Source organism: Psychrobacter sp. A3, from assembly GCF_028823565.1.
Classification (GTDB): Bacteria; Pseudomonadota; Gammaproteobacteria; order Pseudomonadales; family Moraxellaceae; genus Psychrobacter; species Psychrobacter celer.
This window is the reverse complement of record NZ_JAPEHS010000046.1, coordinates 1-18,933: the sequence shown is the minus strand read 5'-3', so window position 1 is coordinate 18,933 and position 18,933 is coordinate 1. Positions and strand designations below refer to the sequence as shown.

Here is an 18,933-nt window from a genome sequence, read left to right as displayed (position 1 = left end):
TACGTTTAAAAATAGCATCCCAGTAGCGCTATGCGCTTTTTAGAGTGCATCGGCTATATAGCTTATATGTGCCTCATAAGCTTGTTAGTTTACCCAACTGCATAACACTTGACTACCCTTTACGTTACGCATCCCCCTCCCAGAAAGTACAGATTTGTTAAAAACCTAACCCAGCAAAGCCTTTTTCATCAAAACCGTTGTCAAAAAGTTGTCAAAAAAACGCATAGCGTACTTCCGCTTCCGCATAGCCATGACTTATATCCATCTACTCAAGCGTAGGGTTTGTCAACACCCGCGTTATCCCTTATGATGATTGGTCTCTAGCAGCGATTTATCGATTACCTTTTGCTCATTGTTTATCCGCGGACTCTCTATGACCCAACACTTTATCGTCGTCGGCAATCCCATTGCCCACAGTAAATCCCCTGAGATTCATGCCCAGTTTGCCGCTCAGACGGGGATAGATATCAGCTATCAGCGTCAATACTGTCCTGATGATGCCGCCAGCTTTACTGCGCTGCTCGAAGCGTTTTTTCATGGCGGTGGCGTGGGTGCCAATGTCACCGTGCCGTTTAAACAAGTCGCCTATGCATGCTGCGCGGCGCGTGGCGGCTTGTCTGAACATGCCAAGGTAGCAGGCGCGGTCAATACTTTATGGTTAAATACAACATTGTTAAAAAACGGTGCTTCCGTCTCTGAGGCCATTTATGGCGATAACACAGACGGTCAAGGTTTGGTCAATCATATACTGAGCTTGGGCTGGCCACTTGCAGGCGCGCGCGTGGCACTGATCGGCGCTGGTGGCGCAGCTCGCGGGGTGATTTTGCCACTGATTCAAGCAGGTATCGGTGATTTGAGCATTGCCAATCGCACAGTGAGCAAGGCGGAGGCGTTGGCTTGTGAGTTGAGCGCTGCAAGCGACGTGATTGACGCACATACTATCTCGACCTGCGCGACAAGCGAGCTGACAGGAGCCTTTGACATTATTATCAATGCCACCTCTATTGGGCTATCTGGTCAGACGTTGCCACTGGCAGATACGCTAACGGCTCATTATGCCTATGACATGATGTACGGACGCACGCTGCCTTTTTTGCAGCACTTTGCCACTCGCGGCGCACAGACATCGGACGGTTACGGCATGCTCATCGGCCAAGCAGCCCTGAGCTTTGAGCGTTGGACGACGCAAAAGGTAGATGTTGCTGTAGCGACTGCGGCGTTACATGATAAATAATACTGTGATAAATAGCGCTTAACCAACACGCGCCAGCAGCCAGTTTTCTATACGCCTTAATGGGCGACGTAGGCGCATCGAATGCATGGCCAGCCCGCCACCTAGGCCGGCCACGCAGCCGAGCGCCGTATCAAGCATCCGCGCACGCATGACTTCCTCGGCTATCGGTGCCACCATCGAGGCACTGCCGTACTCAGCGATAAAGATAGTCAGCGGCGTAATAAAGATCACGGCCAGACCATAATGCCGATCGACCAATGACTCGATCAACAGCATCATCGCGAGTATCGAGGCGGCCACGCCCCACTGCGACAGCCCCCACGACAGCATCCAGCCGGCGACCGCCATGCCAACGATAGTGCCGAGTAGTCGGTGTAGCTGCTTGATCCACATCGTGCGTAGCTGCATGCCCTGAATGATGATAAAACAGCTCATCGCCGCCCAGTAAGGATAGGGCATCTCAAAAAACATGGCGAGCGCTAAGGTTAGGCTGACAAAGCCCGCCACAATCGCACTATCACCGATCGTATCTGCTTCATAATGATAGACAGGCGCAGGCGCGACCGTATGCGTCATCAACAAAAACAGCGTATACAGCGCCGCCAATAACATCGACGCCCCGCTGCCCAAAACCATCAGCCCCATCGCCGCTGGCACCTGCTCCAGTGGTGTCGGCATAAACAGTGCTATCGCGCCTGCCATCATCACAAACAATCCTGCAGGTGGCGGCTGACGATAGTAACGCCCCAGCAGCACGACCCCAAAGGCCATCAGCACAAACACCGGCAACCTAAGCCATGGCAACTGCTGAGCTATCAGCCCCAAAGCAAAGCTCATCGCCATCGCAAACCCCCATGCCATGACCGTCACCAACCGATACGGCAAAGTACCCACCAGCGGTAGGTTTAAGATAATCATCGCCCCCAGCGACGCCTTAATACCTGAAGGCAGCGCATCAAAATATGCCCCGACAAACACCGGAAAACTAATAGCAAGCGCGGCGATAATGGGCATGTGCCACGGTCTTTTGCTGCGATTTACCTTAAGCAGATGATCCAGCTCGCCATCGATGAGCGACTTGATACGAGTCCACAAGGCGGTGCGCCAAACGACATGCTGGTTGCGTAGTTTTTTGCCCATAATTGGCCTACTGTCTCCTAGATATAGGTTGCTTTAGTCGGTGGCCTACCCTGCTCTTTAGGTAATGCTTGCTTAGATAGTGCCTGCTGATTATTGTCATGCTGCTCTTACTCCTAGACCGCTGTGATAACGGCGGCCACAAAAGTAGAGCACTGATATAAAAACACTGATATAAAGGTGTTGATATAAAAGTGCTAAGATAAGACTGCTAAAAGAAAAGTGATGAAAGTAACAGACTAAAAAAAGCCCCATCATTCGCATCTTAACAAAACTAAAAGTAATAAACTTTTATTAAAAACATGAATATTAGTTATATATTGTATATTTGTACGCATAGAAGATTTATACTCATACAAATGCCATAGCAGCTGACTTTTATTAAGGACGTTTGTAGAGCTTTCATGGAAGACATCGACTGGCTGCTCTTCCCTCCAAGACCACTGACAGACGACCAGCAGACCATTGGTTATCAAATAGAGACAGTGTCTACCTCTATCCCAAATAAGTAAAGATCGCTTACATAAACACTGGCTCAACGACTGCGCCACAAGCCTATGAGAGCGAACCAACCAAAGAGAGTGATTATGTTAACTTACAAAGCACCCTTACGTGATATCAAATTTTTGATCAACGATGTGTTTGATTATCAGACGCATTACAAAAGCTTAGACAACGGCGAAAACGCTGATCCCGAAACCGTCGATATGATCTTGCAAGGCATGGCGGATTTTGCCGAAAACGTCCTATCACCACTTTACCAGCCTGCTGACGAAGAAGGCTGTCATTTTGACAACGGTGAAGTCACTACCCCAAAAGGCTTTAAAGAAGCCTATCAGCAGTTCGTCGAAGGCGGCTGGCAAGGCATCTCATACCCTGAAGAGTACGGCGGTATGAACTTGCCGATGTCCATCAACCTCATTAAAGCTGAGATGATCGGAACGGCCAACTGGCCATGGGCGATGTATCCAGGCCTATCTACTGGTTGTATCAACACCTTATTACAGTACGGCTCTGATGAGCAAAAAGCCATCTATCTACCAAAGCTGGTCGAAGGCTCATGGTCAGGTACCATGTGTCTGACTGAGCCGCAGTGTGGTACCGATTTGGGACAAGTAAAATCAAAAGCCATCCCGCAAGAAGACGGTACGTATAAAATCAGCGGCACCAAAATCTTTATCTCAAGCGGTGAGCACGACCTAACAGATAACATCATTCACATTACTTTAGCACGCCTACCCGATGCCCCAGAAGGCACGCGCGGTATCTCGCTCTTTATTGTACCAAAATTCACGCCCAATGCTGAAGGTGAGGCCGGTGAACGCAATGCAGTCGTCTGGTTCAATTGAGCACAAAATGGGTATCAGCTCGTCTTCGACCTGTGTATTGAACTTTGATGGTGCGACTGGTTATCTTATCGGTGAGCCACACAAAGGCCTAAAAGCCATGTTTACCTTTATGAATACTGCTCGTATCGGTACAGGTATCCAAGGTCTGGCACATACGGAGCTGTCTTTCCAAAACGCCTTGCCTTATGCCAAAGAACGCCGCTCTATGCGCACCTTATCAGGTACCAAAGACCCTGAAAAAGTGGCTGATGCAATCATCCACCACGCTGACGTACGCCGTATGCTACTGACGCAAAAAGCCTTTGCTGAAGGTGGTCGTTCGATGATCTATCATTCAGCGCGCTATGCGGACAAAATGGCACAAGGCGTGGCCAATGGCGATGAGGCAGAGTTTGAGAAATGGGATGACAAGCTAGGTTTTTATACCCCTATCCTAAAAGGCTTCTTAACTGAGCTGGGTATCGAAGCGGCCAAACACGGTCAGCAAGTCTATGGCGGCCACGGCTATATCAAAGAATGGGGTATGGAGCTGATTGCTCGTGATGCCCGTATCGCAACCATGTACGAAGGTACCACGGGCGTACAGGCACTAGATCTACTGGGCCGTAAAGTTATCTTGCAATCTAAAGGTAAGATCATCCGTGATTATACCTCAAGCATCATGAAATGGTGCGGCGAGTATGCGCTGGATAAAGACATGCGTAAGTTCGTTTGGGCATTGACCAAGCTATGTGCTGAGTGGAACACCTTGACCGTTCGTCTGATGCTGATGGCACGTAAAGACCGCGAAATCATCTCTGCGGCCTCTGATGACTTTTTGATGTACTCAGGCTATGTGATGATGGGCTATCACTGGGCGCGTATGGCAGCGGTCGCGTATGACAAGCTCGAAAACGGCGGCACAGAAGCGCCAGAGTTTTACCAAGCCAAGATCCAAACCGCTGAGTTTTATTTTGATAAAATCTTACCACGCACCTCAGGTCATGCTGAAAGTATGGTTGCCCCAAGCGAGAGCATGACAGCGATGGATATCGACAGCTTTGCTTTCTTAGACTAAGATTGCCTCTTGCGCCTATGCATTAGGCGCTTTTTTATGGTTAACTAAAAGTCAGAGAATAAATTAGAACCATAGTTATCAAATAATAGACATCCAAAAACAGACAGCTGATAAACAATAACTTAATAAGGAGGCAGTGATGTTGTCGATTAATAATAAAACCACTTTATCACGCGCACGAGTGCTAAAAACGCTGTTGCTAAGTGCCACATTAATCAGCACTGGCACAAGTAACGCGCTGGCTAAAACTGGCGATACCACCATTCATTTTGCCAAAGGCGCTGTTAGTAGTGTTGTTACTGGTAAATTAAAACCTAATGAAGATGAGCGCTGGTATCGTTTTAATGCAAGCGCTGCGCAATACGCCATTATCAATATTGCGCCACTTGCTGGCACGCCTGAGACTGCCAATGTTGGTGTGCTGTACATGCCAAACGGCAAATATGACGGCACCAAAGGCGGGGTTATTTATCAAGGCTGCTTGCCTGCCACTGGCGAATATCGCTTGCGTATCGCACGCAATTTGATGGCAACTCACGGTAAAACCGCTGGTTATAAAGCCGAGGTGATGATATTGCCTAAATATGCCAGTAAGGCATTGTGCGAAAATAACTAGGTTATAAACGGGCGTCTTTAAAGGCTAGCTAAGCATTTTTTTATGATAAATCACGCTGATCTCTTCTACCTCAACACATATCTGGATGTCTGCACGCCCTGATTGCTGTTCACTTAATGTCTCTTCTATGGCATCTGTCAATAACTCAGCAAGCTGATGCCGTATGACTTCATTGCGGCCGCTCATAATTTTTAGATGCGCATAGACAAAGCCGTTACGTTGCTCATCATCCTCTACGCCGACCAAAAATGTCTCAATCGGTACGATGCGCGCTTTGATATCAGCAGGCTTACCAAAGTGCCCACTGTCCCATAGCGCTTGATTTAGTACTTTAAGAAATGACTCTTCATGAGCAATCATAACGTTTGGCGACACTTGAATGGTTAAATGCGGCATGGATAAAATCCTTATTAAAAATAGCAAATCTGCCAATAAGCAGCGCAAACACTATTAAGAGTAAATGACAAAAGCGCAGATAAGAGCAAATGACAAAGGCGCAGAATAAACGGCGTGTAGAATTTTTCTTAACCATTTTTAATCATCAATGATATCTGCAAAGCGCGCAGTAAGTGTGGTCGCCAATTGCTCAGGTGGCAATTCGATCTCTAAGCCACGGCGACCGCCACTCACATAAATACTTACTTGCTCTTGGGCTGCGGCATGGATGAGCGTCGGTAAGCGCTTTTTTTGTCCCAATGGGCTGACACCGCCGAGCACATAGCCCGTCGTCCGTTCGACTAGTTTGGGGTCGGCCATTTGTACTTTTTTACAAGGCAGCATTTTATTAGATGATAAAGCTTTGGCCATTTTTTTGAAGTTTAAGGTCTTATCAACGGGCAATATGGCCACGGCAAGCGCGCCTGCATCGCTCGATACCACTAAAGTCTTAAAGACTTGAGCGGCATCTACGCCCAGTTTTTCTGCCGCCTCAAGACCAAAAGAGGCCGCTTGTGCATCATGGGTGTATTCGTGTAATTGATAATCTAGACGGTGTTTTTTGGCAAGATTGATAGCAGGCGTCATAGGGGGTTCACTTACCTTTTTTAATAGATACATTCTAATAGATATCAGAACAGAGCGGTTTTCATCAGTCAGTGCGTCCATTATTACGCTAAACGGGTCAACTTTCAAACGATTGTACCGCCAGCTGCGCGCGCCTAGCCTTGTTTTTAAATACTGTCTTTCGTTGCTGTCCTTAAGTGCTGTCTTTAAGCGCTGTTCTCGCTTACTGCCTGATGACTGATAGATAAGCGATGACCGCTGGCATATGAATATTAGTAGTATATACAGACAGCATATATCGCTTTGCTGGCTTTTATGGCATCATAAGCGCACTATATTTGATGATTTTTGATACTGATTATGATACCGAAGTTCCTAAAAAAACGGATTTTTAAAGCGCCCGTCACCACGGACAACGCCGCAACTGACGCAAACCCAGTCACGCCTAAGCCTTATGCAAATGCTCCGATCAATCAGCTATATCGCAAGCTATCGGGACAAATGCTGGACGTCGCGGTCAAACCCAAACTACTAGGAGAGCTGCCTGAATTTGACAGCGATGATCAGACGCTCAGGTTTTATGTGCTGCAAGATTATTCGCGCTCCAATAGTATTTTGATTGACCTACAGACCCAAGAGCACAACCTGCCAACACGCCGCTATTATCTTTTTAAAGCACCCAAGTGCCAAAGACAGCCAACTCTCGCCGCGACTATCGCGTTTGGTCTCTGCGGTGTTACAGTATCCGGAGCTGAAGGTTCGGCTAGTGCCGGTGTCTATTTTGTGGGGACGCGCGCCAGAAAAAGAGGACTCGTTATTTAAGCTGTTGACCGCCGATAACTGGGAAGACCCTAGCATCACCAAGCAATTATTTAATATCGGAGTGATGGGGCGCGATACCTTTGTGCAGTTTCATCCGCCGCAGGACTTGCGCGCGCTGATCCACGAGCAGTTACATACCACGCCCGTAGAAGACGACCATGCTCAACCTGTCAGCGATGAGATGCCCGCTTATACCTTGACCACTGGCGTGGATGGCAATCGCGAGCTGGTGCGGATGTTGCAGCAGCAGCTCACCACCTATCTGGACAAGCAGCGCGCCAGTATGCTGGGCCCTGATTTATCAGACCGCCGCAACCTTGTAGACAAGCTCGTGTACTCGCCTGCCATCAAGCACGCGATAGAAGCCGAGGCCAAGGCTACGGGTACCAGCATACGCGAAGCGCGCAGTGTCGCCAAAGGCTACGCCAATGAGATGGTCAATAACTACTCTTACTCGATTATCAGAGTCTTTGAGCGCTTTTTGACTTGGCTGTGGACACAGCTCTATGATGGTGTAGAAGTGCATCATTTTGAGCGGGTACGAGAGCTTGCCACCGATCACGAGATTATCTATGTGCCTTGTCATCGTAGTCATGTGGATTATTTATTATTGTCTTATGTGATCTATAAGCGCGGCTTGAGCATTCCTTATGTAGCAGCCGGTGATAACTTAGATGTGCCAGTATTAGGGCCGTTATTACGCGGCGCGGTCGCTTTTTATATTCGTCGTAGCTTTCGCGGTAACGCGCTTTATACCGCGGTGCTGCGCGAGTATATGCACACCTTAATCAGTCGTAGCACCCCTATTGAGTACTTTATCGAAGGGGGGCGTTCGCGCTCAGGCCGTCTGCTGCCGCCAAAGATGGGGATGCTAGCGATGACGGTACACAGTCAACTGCGCAAAACCAATAAGCCTGTGGTGTTTATTCCGACTTATATCGGTTACGAACGCATTATGGAGGGCGGCACTTATATCGGTGAGCTAAAAGGTAAGCCAAAAGAGTCAGAGTCGGTGGTTGGCTTATTAAAAGCCAGCAAAAAGATCGAGCGTATCTTTGGTAATGTGCATCTAAGCTTCGGTACGCCGCTGCATTTGAGCGACTTTTTGCAAAAGTTCGAGGTAGAAGCAGACAGTCTACCTGCTGATCGTACAGATACGCTGCTCGATAACAAGGCTAGTGCGATGGTCGATAATATCGGCGTTAAAATCATGCAGCATATTAATAAGGCGGCAGTCGTCAATCCCGTTTCCTTATTGTCATTAGTGCTCTTATCAGCGCCAAAAGCGGCGCTCGATGAAGATATATGCCGCGAACAAATCGCCTTGTATCAGGGGCTCGCCCAGCAGCTGCCTTATGCCGATGATACTTTTATCACCGATATGAGCCCGCAGCAAATCATTGATTATGGTATCAAGCTCAAGCTCATCGAGCGCACGCCGCATATCTTAGGCGACATCATTCAGATTGCTGGCAAGCAGGCAGCGTTGCTCAGCTACTTCCGTAACAATATATTGCACGTCTTTATTTTGCTGTCGTTCTTATCGGCCTTGGTCGCTCGTAATGGCCGTATCGAGCGCAGCCGTTTGGACAATATTGCCACGCAGATGTATCCTTTTTTACAAAGCGAGCTGTTTTTGTACTATCCGGCGCACAGCCTAAACGATACCCTCAACAAAAAAGTCGATAGCCTGCTCGCTCATGGTCTTATCGTCGAGCTTGGCGATGGTATCTTGAGCGTCCCTGAGTCCAATAGTAAAGGCTATCAGCAGCTACAAGTACTGGCCACGCCTGTCGGGCAGAGTCTCGAGCGTTACTTTATGACCCTTGCCCTACTCGCGCAGCAAGGCTCGGGCAATCTGACTGAAAAAGAGGTCGTGGATTTGTGTCACTTGCTCGGTCAGCGCTTGTCGGTGCTATATGCCGACGACATTCCGGATTTTTTTGATCGGGCGTTGTTTACCAGCTTTATCAGTGCCTTGACGCGCCTTGACTACTTACAAAAAGATGAAGAAACTGGGGTGCTGACCTTTGATCATCGTATCAATGACATCGCTCACCATGCCAAGTACGTCCTGACGCCTGATATGATGCAAATCTTGCAGCAAGTCGCAAGCTTAGACGAAGAAGAGATTACCCACGCGATTACTGAGATTAGTAATAAAAAGCAGCGTAAATTTGGTCGTAAGCGTTAATTGATACCGTTATATTAAGCTACTCAAGATATTGAGCAGCTTAAAAAAAAGACCTCTAACTGATTAGAGGTCTTTTTTTATTGAGCACTATATTTTATTGAGTACCATAAGCACCGCTCTTAGGTAGAAATCTTTTTATACTTCATACGCTTAGGAGTAGCATCATCACCCATGGTCTTTTTGCGATAGGCTTCAAACTCAGAGTAGTTACCATCGAACCATACAGGGCCTTCTTCTTCGAACGCCAAGATGTGGGTGGCGATACGGTCAAGGAACCAGCGATCATGCGAGACGACCATGACGGTACCTGGGAATACTTGAATCGCATCCTCTAGCGCACGTAAGGTTTCAACGTCCAAGTCGTTCGAGGGTTCATCGAGTAGCAGTACGTTTGCGCCTTGCTTTAGTGTCTTAGCTAATTGCAAGCGGTTACGCTCACCACCTGATAATTGACCGACATGTTTCTGCTGGTCTGAGCCTTTGAAATTAAAGCGGCCAATATAGGCACGGCTTGGCGTGGTGTAGTCACCGACAGTAATCATGTCAAGGCCGTCTGATACTTCTTCCCAGACGGTCTTTTTGTCGTCTAGGTTGTCACGCACCTGACCAACATAGGCAACCTTGACACTTTCGCCCAGCTCGACTGAGCCAGTATCTGGGGTATCACGCTCGGTAATCATGTTAAATAGCGTGGTTTTACCCGCACCGTTTGGCCCGATGATACCGACGATGGCACCTGCTGGCACGTTAAAGCTAAGGTTTTCATAAAGCAAACGATCACCAAAAGACTTGGAGATATTGTTGACTTCGATGACTTTGTTACCCAGACGTGGACCAGGTGGAATATAAATCTCTGAGGTCTCATTTCGCTGCTGGAATTCTTTTGAGTTCAGCTCTTCAAAACGCTGTACACGAGATTTAGATTTGGCTTGTTGGCCTTTTTGATTTTTACGAATCCACTCAAGCTCTTTTTTCAGTGCTTTGGCAAAAGACTCTTCTTGCTTTTGCTGCTGCTCAAGACGGTTGTTCTTTTGCTCGAGCCACTCAGTATAGTTACCCTCATAAGGATAGCCATGGCCACGGTCCAGCTCCAAAATCCACTGCGCGACATTGTCTAAGAAATAACGGTCGTGAGTAATGGCGACGATGGTACCACTGTAGTTTTGCAAGAACTGCTCAAGCCATGCAACAGACTCGGCGTCCAAATGGTTGGTCGGTTCGTCAAGTAGTAGCATATCAGGACGTGACAATAGCAGACGGCATAGCGCCACACGGCGTTTTTCACCACCAGATAATTTGCTGACATCTGCATCCCATGGCGGCAGACGTAGCGCATCAGCGGCTTTTTCGAGCTGGGTATTTAGGTTATGAGCGTCCCACGCTTGGATGATGTCTTCCATCTTGCCTTGCTCTTCAGCCAGCTTATCAAAGTCGGCATCGGGCTCTGCGTATTCGGCATAAATCGCATCCAAACGCGCGAGCGCATCTAACGCCTCACGCATACCGTCTTCGACGTTACCACGGACGTCTTTGCTGTCATCAAGCTGTGGCTCCTGCGGTAGGTAACCGACTTTGGTACCTGTTTGCGCGCGCGCCTCACCACTAAACTCAGTATCGACACCTGCCATGATACGTAGCAAGGTAGACTTACCCGCACCGTTGATACCCAGCACACCAATTTTGGCACCAGGGAAAAACGATAGGTTGATGTTTTTTAGAATCTCACGCTTAGGCGGAACAAGTTTTGACACGTTGTTCATCGTGTAAATATATTGAGCCATTAACACTCCGATAGACTGCATAGACAAGGCGTGACAGTCGCACTTTGCACGGATGCTCAGTGGGCTGCGCCTCAAAAATCAGGGTTGTAAATTGTCTGCCATTATCGCATTGTGGCGCATACCCTGCAAGCGAGTAGACGGCTTTCGTGCCTTTTCTACTAAAGTATTGGATTAATTGGTGAAATATGCCAACCTTATCGAGTTTTTTGCCGACCTCAACGAGCCTTGACGATTTTGATAAGGGTAGGCTATCGTAACATTTACCCTATCTACGATTACCCGAAAGGGCTATAAATCTACTCGCAGGCAGCGCATAATAAGGCATAACGTATTCGGGCAGATCATAAATAAACAATGACGCCATCTATCATCGATCTAGAGCCTTTTTATAAGAAACATTGATCTAGAGCTTTCGTATAAGAGCCACTGTCTAAATACCCTCAACCTAAAGCAATCTAATAAAACCAACAACGGAGTATATGATGAGTACACAGGACTTTACCGCAGACAACGCCCCAACCATCACTCACAACGAGTCCGCAAACCGCTTTGAGACCACCATCGACGGTCATACAGGCTATATCAGCTATCAGGAGCGCGACGACAAGCTGGTGTATGACCATACCATCGTGCCAAGAGAGCTAGGTGGCCGTGGTCTTGGTACAGCACTGGTCAAGCATGCTCTCGACTATGCGCGCGCTCATGACAAAAAGGTGGTGCCGCAATGCTCATTTGTCGCCTCCTACATCAATAGACGACCTGAGTATCAAGACTTAGTATAAAAAATTTAGTATAAAATACTTGATATAACAGACTGTTCGCCAGTCAGCTGACGTCATCGTTATTTTTAATAAACCAAACCACATAACAATAAAGGTTATTAATATGAGTAGTTTATCTGACAAACAAATCAACCTACAGTTAGAAGATCTGGCAGGATGGCAACGTGAAGGCAATAGTATCGTCAAGACCTATCACTTTAGCGACTTTATCGAAGCCATGAGCTTTATGAATCAAGCCGCTTTTCATGCGGAGGCGCTCGAGCATCATCCTGAGTGGCGTAATATCTACAATGTGGTAGAAGTGCGCTTGACCAACCACGATACAGGTGGCATCTCAAGCTTGGATATCCGTTTGGCCAAACGCATGGAGCACATCATTCAGCCCAAACGCTTATAAGCGCTATCTGACAGACAAACATAGCAGCCAAAAAAAGTCCTCGATTCAAATCGAGGACTTTTTTTACCAAATATACTCAAGCATCTTGCCTGTATATTTAAACTTGCCTGTATATTTAAAATAGTTAAACATCTTAGCTGCTTAACTGCCGACTACATACGGCGGCTTACAAATGCGACGATAAATAAAATCACCGCCAATGCCAATAAAATATACGCAAAGTTTGCTGATAAGCCTGCGACACCGCCGAAGCCCAAGAAACTTGCTAACAATGCGATAACGGCAAAAATAATAGCCCAGCGAAACATAATCTTCTCCTTGAATGATAATCAAAACTAGATTGCAGATCTGTAGATCTGTCTGCTATCCCTTCTTTTCATACTCATTAATTGTTGTTTTTTTATACCTATTACAACGGCTTACGACCATAGATTAGCAACATTTGTCGCCAGACAACGTTCATTTTGGTAATAATATCGGTGGATTATGTAACCTTTGTAGCAAATCTTAATACTCGCCAAATCTTGTTTTTATTTATAAAGATTATGTGTAGCGACAGTTGGTGTTTTATAAGTCACGCTTTTTTTGTCCATTAAATCTGTTATAACCCCTCATAGTGACCCACTAAAAAGCAGCTAGGCGCAGTATGGAGCCATGTCCTAGTCATCAGCCTTGCTCTCACATTTTTAGATAATCAATTGAAAATAAAACTGTTATATAAGTTTAAACGCGCTACAGGTATAAATTTTACTTGCGTGCTGCCCTCCCAGAGGCTGCGCAACCTACGTTTAAAAAGAGCATCCCAGTAGCGCTATATTCTGTTTAGAGTGCATCGGCTATAGGGAACTGACTGTCGCAACCCAACCATAAAATGACTGTCAGTACTGCACTTGACCAGATGATCATTGAGCAAAAGTTGCTATGATGATGGTAGCTACGATAATGAACGAGCCGCTAAAAACAACCATTCATATAAGGAAGAGAATTATGGATACCAATACGGATACGACCAATCACACCGCTGCAAACAACACTGAAAAACGAGCCTATGCGGTCGTGCTCTATGGGGCGACCAGTTTTGTCGGGCAGATTACCGCTCATTACTTGACCCATTTTTTGTCAAATGCCAAAAACAAAGACGGCACACGACTTGCAGTCCAAACTTGCCAGCAAAGTCGATACCATCATTGCCAATAGTAACGACGCAGCCAGCCTCGATGCGATGACCAAACAAACCCAAGTCATCATCTCAACCGTCGGTCCCTACCTCAAGTACGGCGAGCCATTGATCAAGTCTTGTGCAGAAAATGGCACCGACTACGTTGATTTGACCGGTGAAGCCATCTTTATCAAAGACATGATGGATAAATATCAGGAGACGGCAAAGCAAAGTGGCGCTCGTATTGTCAACTCCTGTGGGTTTGATTCTATTCCTTCAGATTTGGGGGTTTATTTTACCCAAAAGCAAGCCGAAGAGAGATTTGGTGAGACATGCGATGTCATTCATATGCGCGTCAAGGCGGCAAAAGGCGGGCTGTCTGGCGGCACTATTGCCTCAATGGCAACGATATTTGAAGAAGTCGGAGAAGACAAATCGCGCCGCAAGCAAGTGGCCAACCCTTATTTGCTAAACGATGATAAAGACGCGCCAAACGTACGCCAAGACAACATCAGTAAACCAAAATATGACAGCGAGCACAAACGCTGGCTTGCGCCCTTTGTCATGGCCAGTATCAATACCCGTATCGTCCATCGTACCAACCAACTGCTCGGCTATGAGTACGGGCGTCAGTTTAAATACGATGAAGCGATGTGGATGAAGGATGGCGTCAAAGGTCAACTATCGAGCTATGCGATGAGCGCAGGCTTATTTGGATTTGCCACAGCGATGATGATCAAACCCAGCCGTGAGCTACTATCTAAGCATGTGCTGCCCAAGTCAGGCTCTGGCCCTTCTAAAGAAGAGCAAGAAAACGGCTACTTCGATATTCGTCTGTTTGGTCAAACCACTGGCAACCAGACCATCAATACCAAAGTCACCGGCGATAAAGACCCAGGTTACGGTAGCACTTCGCGTATGTTGGCACAGGCCGCTCTTTGCTTGGCACAAGATATCAGCAAAGACGATGTGGCCGGTGGATTTTGGACGCCAGCCGCCGCGATGGGCGATACTTTACTGTCGCGCTTAGAGGAGCATGCCGGCCTTCGTTTTGAAGTAGTCGATGCCTAACATTATTATCATGGGTAGATGAGGGGCTGCATCACATTCATCCCAGTCGCACTGTGCTTATTTTATAGCAAATCGACTATAGTCTCTGACCGTGTCTTATTTATAAGGTGCGGTTTTTTATGGCAAAAATTTTAGAAAATGTAGTGAAACATCAAATGACAAATCTGGGCGGCTGTTAATAAATAAAACTCGTCAGTGAAGCCCCTCCCCCAGAAGCACAAATTTCGGTCACTGAAGCGCGCAGCCTAGAGCCTATCGTCGTCGAAACAACGCGCGTGATACGTCCAGCCAAGTACAGCGTCAAAGAAGTCATTATCACTCCAGACGATCAAATCAAACGCGTCAATACCACTCAAGGCATGGCAATCGCCATCGAAGATAGTACCAATCGCGCTGTGATTGTGGGCGCAGAGGCCGATACCGACGTCCTTGATAACACAGAAATCAACCAAACCTTCCCTGTGGTTCACGTTCCTGATGCTGACGAGATACCTCAGATAACGAAAGAGGTAAATGAATAAAGGATTGGCATATAACCTGTTTTAAATACGCGCTCAAAGCGCCAAAAAACGAAGATAACCAAAGACAAGCTTGGATAGATATTGTCGCAAATGTATTACCAACGTTTCATAATGTCACAAGAAAACACCAAGCTGTTAGAACCTTAATGACTTTACTACTGAAATACTGACCCTAGAGCTGGTATTTTGCGTTTGGGAATAATAACAAGATCGTATCAGCACATAAGGTAGTGACTCAAAGTTCACCATCTTATGGGCGGATTTGTGGTTTTGTACATAATCATCTTATTATATTTTGGAGTTTTATTATGAAAAACACGGCTTTATCACTACTTATGGGTGCGACGCTTATCTTACCAACCATGGCGATGGCAGCCCCAGTCAACACAGCAGAGGTGACCCCAGCGGATAAACTGGCCGAACCCGTAGACAATACCTTACAAGCTGAAGTCGAAGGCCCAGATGGTGAGTTACTGGCCACTCAACCTGGCGCTGTAGAAAGTGAAGAGGCAGTTGCTATCACAGATGCAGCAGCTATGAAGGTGGCGACTAACGAAGCTACTGAGGAAGAAAATGATGCAATGGCAGCGGCTGGCATGCAACCTGCGCAAACCGAGCAGCCTGCACCAGCACTCAACATGCAACACAGTGATGCAAACTATCAGCCACTATTGGCAGGTGAAGGCGCAACCGACGACGAAGCTGCCAACACAGAAATCACATTACAAGAAAAGAAAAAAGACAAGCGTGGTGAGCTACTCGCAACGCAGCCTGCGGATGTCGAGTTTAAAGAAAATCGCCGTATCGCTATCGCACGCTAAGATTTGGGCGCAATAATAGCGTCTCGATAATAGCAGCGCCTCAATTATAGCGTCGCTAACAAACAGCATAAACACAGATAGTATTTTGCCTAGTAAGGCACAATTGATACAAGCGTATGACACAAAAAAGGCAGCCCAATGGCTGCCTTTTTCTATTTTTTATAATACTGATTATTTTTTGCTTTTGGTCACGCCGGCTTCTTGTAGCAGTGCGCCCAAAGTCCCCATTTTGGCTGGTGCGTCGGCTTTTTGAGCCTTGCTGCGGTTAGAGGCACTGTCATTAGCTTGACGATGGTCACGCGGTTTTGTTGCACGCTTATCCGCTGGGCGCTTGTTGTTTGGACGATTGCTGCGCGGGCGGCTCGCTTTTTCATCACCACCAGTATTGCGGGTCGCAGGCTTGGCGGCTGGCCGCGCTGATTTTTCTGCTTCAGGCTTCATGCTAAAACCAATACGGCCACGTTTTTCATCAATGGAGATGACACGTACCGAGACGATATCGCCTGGTTTGACACGGTTCATCGGATCAGCGACAAAATCATTGGCCATCTGTGAGATATGTACAAGCCCGTCTTGATGCACACCGACATCCACAAAACACCCAAAGGCGGTGACGTTGGTCACCACGCCTTCTAGCTGCATGCCTTCGCTTAAGTCTTTAATGCTATTGACGTCTTCACGGAAGTTAGCGGTCTTAAACTCAGGGCGTGGATCGCGCGCAGGTTTTGCCAGCTCTTCAATGATGGCTTTTACACTGACATTGTCGTCATTGGCCGCCAGTGCTGTGGTATCAATGCTATTTAATACACCATCATTACCCAGCACTTCTGGCAATGCTTTACCGGTTTGCGCCAGCAAGCTATCAACCAGCGCGTAGCTCTCTGGATGAACGCCTGTCGCATCCAGCGGATTGCTGCCACCGTGGATACGCAAAAACCCTGCCGCTTGCTCAAAGGTCTTGACCCCGAGACGTGGCACATTTTTGAGGGCTTCACGGCTATCAAAAGCGCCGTGCTCTTTGCGGTAAGTCACGATTTGCTGAGCGACGTTTTTGTTTAGACCAGCGATATGCGCCAAAATAGCTGGGCTTGCCGTATTGACATCGACGCCTACCGCATTGACGCTATCTTGGGTGACTTTATCTAGACTATCGGCCAATTGGTTTTGGTTGACATCGTGCTGATATTGACCCACGCCAATGGCTTTTGGATCGACTTTGACCAGCTCAGATAGCGGATCTTGCAAGCGACGGGCGATAGAAACCGCACCGCGTACCGAGACATCTAAATTAGCAAGCTCATCACTGGCAAGCTCACTGGCAGAATAAACAGACGCGCCTGATTCATTGACGATCACGGCTTTGGCTTTTAATTCAGCGTTGGCGGCCAAAATCTCTTTGATCATCGCATCGGTTTCGCGGCTGGCCGTACCATTACCGATAGCCACCAAATCAACCTTATAAGTGCTTAATAACTCATCGATGATTTTTTTGGCTTCATCCATCTTATTATCAGGAGCAAACGGATAGACAGTCGCCACCACAGGCTTGTCTTCATTATCTAACATGACATGACCTTGGGCATCGACAACTGCCATCTTCACACCGTGACGAATACCTGGATCGACGCCCAAAATCACCTTGCGGCCAGCAGGTGCAGCCATGAGTAGATGCTGTAAGTTACTGGCAAACACCTCAATTGCATCGGCCTCAGCGGTCAGACGTTTTTCAGTCAATAAACGATGCTCGATATGCGGGCGCCATTTATCCTTCCAGAGACTGGTCGCCGCCGCCTGCAAAAACTCACGACGGGCAGCAGGCACTTTGGCATCGATATCAAAATGACTGATGATTTTTTCGATAAAAGGAGCGTCTTCGCCATCAATCTTTAGGCCCAAGACGTTTTCTTGGCGACCTCGCAGCATCGCAAGCAGGCGATGATTGGGCAGGCGCGCTAGGCTCTCACTGTGTTCAAAGTAGTCTTTGAATTTTTCGCCCACTTCGCGTTTTTCGTCACTGGCGACAGTCGATACGATGCTCGCTGTCTTTGCAAAACCATTACGCAAGTTATCAAGCAAATCCAGCGCTTGCGTCCATTCATCAACGATGATGGCTTGTACGCCCGCCAGTTGTTTGTCTAGATCACCAAAGTCGACCTCTATCTCATTGCCTTTGTCATCAGAGATACTGGCTGGTGCCTCATAATCTGCCAATGCATCAGTTAGGGTAATCTCTTGGGTCAACAGCGCTTGTGCTGGCACATCCAAACCGGCGGCGCGGGCTTTGGCCGCAGGAGAGCGGCGGCGCGGACGGTATGGCAGATAGATGTCTTCTAGCTCAAGTTTCGATGTCGCATTGTCAATACGCGCCTGCAGCTCATCTGTCAAGTTGCCTTGCGTGCTGAGCAGTTCAGTGATTTTAAGGCGGCGGCTGGCCATATCACGCTCATAGTTGAGCGATTTTTCTAGCGCTCGCAGTTGTGCATCGTCAAGATTTTGCGTCTTTTCTTTACGGTAACGGGCGATAAACGGAACTGTCGCGCCTTCATCATAAAGTTTGACAAACGCATTGACTTGAGCAGTCTTAATGCCAAGCGCGCGAGCAAGCTTGTCGTGAATATTCGCGTGTGTGGTTGCATCCAAAACCTGTGTATTTGTCTGGGTTTGAGATGGCGTTAAGGTATCAGTGCTACTCATATACGTATCAATCGTTGAGAAATGTAGTTTTGCATTATAGCAAAAGCTGCATGAATAAAAATCCTTTTTATCTTTTTGCGCTTTTGCCTAGATTTTATGTCCGATATCGCCTTTTATCCTTTCTGTTTCGGCGTTGTTAAACAAACGCATACAGCATTTATCCTGATGGATGATGCAATTGCTGGTGCAATCTTATACACTAAAGTATCAGCGGCGCAGTTTGGTGGTGTCTTGCAGCGTGAATCTCTAAGTCTGACTCTAGTTAGCTGAATGTAAAACTGTTATGGATTTAAACG

The 18,933-nt window shown here is 47.3% G+C and carries 16 protein-coding genes and 1 pseudogene; 11 read left to right on the top strand and 6 right to left on the bottom strand.

What is annotated here, in order from left to right; all coding sequences use genetic code 11:
- The first annotated feature begins 373 nt into the window (after positions 1 to 373).
- Positions 374 to 1,234 (top strand): shikimate dehydrogenase, encoded by an 861-nt coding sequence (gene aroE / locus NK638_RS07935; RefSeq protein WP_274632579.1) that lies wholly within the window; start codon positions 374 to 376, stop codon positions 1,232 to 1,234.
- 18 nt (positions 1,235 to 1,252) lie between these two features.
- Here aroE and NK638_RS07930 read toward each other — a convergent pair whose 3' ends face one another.
- Positions 1,253 to 2,374 (bottom strand): FUSC family protein, encoded by a 1,122-nt coding sequence (locus NK638_RS07930; protein ID WP_274632578.1) that lies wholly within the window; start codon positions 2,372 to 2,374, stop codon positions 1,253 to 1,255.
- A gap of 584 nt (positions 2,375 to 2,958) precedes the next feature.
- Here NK638_RS07930 and NK638_RS07925 point away from each other — a divergent pair.
- Positions 2,959 to 4,777: pseudogene (locus NK638_RS07925) on the top strand (acyl-CoA dehydrogenase C-terminal domain-containing protein).
- A gap of 139 nt (positions 4,778 to 4,916) precedes the next feature.
- Positions 4,917 to 5,393: a hypothetical protein gene (locus NK638_RS07920; protein WP_201584512.1), complete on the top strand. Its 477-nt coding sequence runs from the start codon at positions 4,917 to 4,919 to the stop codon at positions 5,391 to 5,393.
- Positions 5,394 to 5,417: 24 nt separating this feature from the next.
- On the opposite strand, the gene NK638_RS07915 is transcribed toward NK638_RS07920, so the two are convergent.
- On the bottom strand, positions 5,418 to 5,789 hold the full coding sequence (locus NK638_RS07915; protein ID WP_105244604.1) for a 5-carboxymethyl-2-hydroxymuconate Delta-isomerase: 372 nt from the start codon (positions 5,787 to 5,789) through the stop codon (positions 5,418 to 5,420).
- Between the two features lie 138 nt (positions 5,790 to 5,927).
- The gene (ybaK, locus tag NK638_RS07910) at positions 5,928 to 6,416 is read right to left on the bottom strand and encodes a Cys-tRNA(Pro) deacylase (RefSeq protein WP_105244603.1); all 489 of its coding nucleotides are present in this window, start codon (positions 6,414 to 6,416) and stop codon (positions 5,928 to 5,930) included.
- A gap of 339 nt (positions 6,417 to 6,755) precedes the next feature.
- Here ybaK and NK638_RS12530 point away from each other — a divergent pair, with 339 nt between their 5' ends.
- Both NK638_RS12530 and plsB read left to right on the top strand, forming a co-directional pair.
- Complete coding sequence (locus NK638_RS12530) at positions 6,756 to 7,217, top strand: hypothetical protein (protein ID WP_446739821.1); 462 nt, start codon at positions 6,756 to 6,758, stop codon at positions 7,215 to 7,217.
- A complete protein-coding gene (gene plsB, locus NK638_RS07905; protein WP_446739820.1) occupies positions 7,117 to 9,411 on the top strand; it encodes a glycerol-3-phosphate 1-O-acyltransferase PlsB in 2,295 nt (764 codons plus the stop codon). The genes NK638_RS12530 and plsB overlap by 101 nt, the downstream gene beginning before the upstream one ends.
- A gap of 119 nt (positions 9,412 to 9,530) precedes the next feature.
- On the opposite strand, the gene ettA is transcribed toward plsB, so the two are convergent.
- Entirely contained in the window at positions 9,531 to 11,192 is a 1,662-nt protein-coding gene (ettA, locus tag NK638_RS07900) for an energy-dependent translational throttle protein EttA (protein WP_274632577.1), read from the bottom strand.
- 482 nt (positions 11,193 to 11,674) lie between these two features.
- Between ettA and NK638_RS07895 the strand changes: the two genes are divergently transcribed.
- Together NK638_RS07895 and NK638_RS07890 are read left to right on the top strand one after the other, a co-directional pair.
- Positions 11,675 to 11,974 (top strand): GNAT family N-acetyltransferase, encoded by a 300-nt coding sequence (locus NK638_RS07895; RefSeq protein WP_446739819.1) that lies wholly within the window; start codon positions 11,675 to 11,677, stop codon positions 11,972 to 11,974.
- Between the two features lie 103 nt (positions 11,975 to 12,077).
- On the top strand, positions 12,078 to 12,371 hold the full coding sequence (locus NK638_RS07890) for a 4a-hydroxytetrahydrobiopterin dehydratase (protein WP_274632575.1): 294 nt from the start codon (positions 12,078 to 12,080) through the stop codon (positions 12,369 to 12,371).
- Positions 12,372 to 12,523: 152 nt separating this feature from the next.
- Here the strand turns inward: NK638_RS07890 and NK638_RS07885 are convergent, their stop codons facing one another.
- A complete protein-coding gene (locus NK638_RS07885) occupies positions 12,524 to 12,679 on the bottom strand; it encodes a DUF1328 domain-containing protein (RefSeq protein WP_011512513.1) in 156 nt (51 codons plus the stop codon).
- A gap of 679 nt (positions 12,680 to 13,358) precedes the next feature.
- Between NK638_RS07885 and NK638_RS07880 the strand changes: the two genes are divergently transcribed.
- From NK638_RS07880 to NK638_RS07865, 4 genes are all read left to right on the top strand, one after another.
- Positions 13,359 to 13,568, top strand: a complete 210-nt coding sequence (locus NK638_RS07880; protein ID WP_274632574.1) for a hypothetical protein — start codon at positions 13,359 to 13,361, stop codon at positions 13,566 to 13,568.
- Positions 13,522 to 14,601, top strand: coding sequence for a saccharopine dehydrogenase family protein (locus NK638_RS07875; protein WP_274632573.1), 1,080 nt, complete (start codon positions 13,522 to 13,524; stop codon positions 14,599 to 14,601). The genes NK638_RS07880 and NK638_RS07875 overlap by 47 nt, the downstream gene beginning before the upstream one ends.
- A 275-nt stretch (positions 14,602 to 14,876) precedes the next feature.
- A complete protein-coding gene (locus NK638_RS07870; RefSeq protein ID WP_274632572.1) occupies positions 14,877 to 15,122 on the top strand; it encodes a hypothetical protein in 246 nt (81 codons plus the stop codon).
- A gap of 308 nt (positions 15,123 to 15,430) precedes the next feature.
- Positions 15,431 to 15,943 carry a hypothetical protein gene (locus tag NK638_RS07865; protein WP_274632571.1) on the top strand — a complete coding sequence of 171 codons (513 nt, stop codon included), beginning with the start codon at positions 15,431 to 15,433 and terminating at the stop codon, positions 15,941 to 15,943.
- 171 nt (positions 15,944 to 16,114) lie between these two features.
- Here the strand turns inward: NK638_RS07865 and NK638_RS07860 are convergent, their stop codons facing one another.
- The gene (locus NK638_RS07860) at positions 16,115 to 18,637 is read right to left on the bottom strand and encodes a Tex family protein (protein ID WP_274632570.1); all 2,523 of its coding nucleotides are present in this window, start codon (positions 18,635 to 18,637) and stop codon (positions 16,115 to 16,117) included.
- Positions 18,638 to 18,933: the final 296 nt, after the last annotated feature.